1 protein-coding gene is annotated in these 242 nt (G+C 40.1%); it reads right to left on the reverse strand.

Going from position 1 to position 242, the window contains the following annotated elements:
- Positions 1-242 (reverse strand): transposase (locus tag ACGF5R_RS24925; protein ID WP_387693333.1); only part of this gene is annotated, 242 nt, incomplete at both ends.

Here is a 242-nt window from a genome sequence, read left to right on the forward strand (position 1 = left end):
ATTCAAGCTCGGTTTTTTAGGTTGGAATGTATAAGCAATTAAGCCCGCGACGATTTCCAATAAAAAACCGAGCTGACTGCGGTGTCTTGAATGCTCTATCTGAGAAATATTTTTGAGCTGATCCACGACCGTTTCTATCAAAAATCGTCTTCTTAACATCAACTTATCCCACAGAGATAACGCTTTTGCCTTCATGTTACTCCGGACATGAGTGATTAACGTTATTCCTTCTGCTTCCAGTT

This window comes from Photorhabdus sp. RM71S, from assembly GCF_042879355.1.
Classification (GTDB): domain Bacteria; phylum Pseudomonadota; class Gammaproteobacteria; order Enterobacterales; family Enterobacteriaceae; genus Photorhabdus; species Photorhabdus kayaii.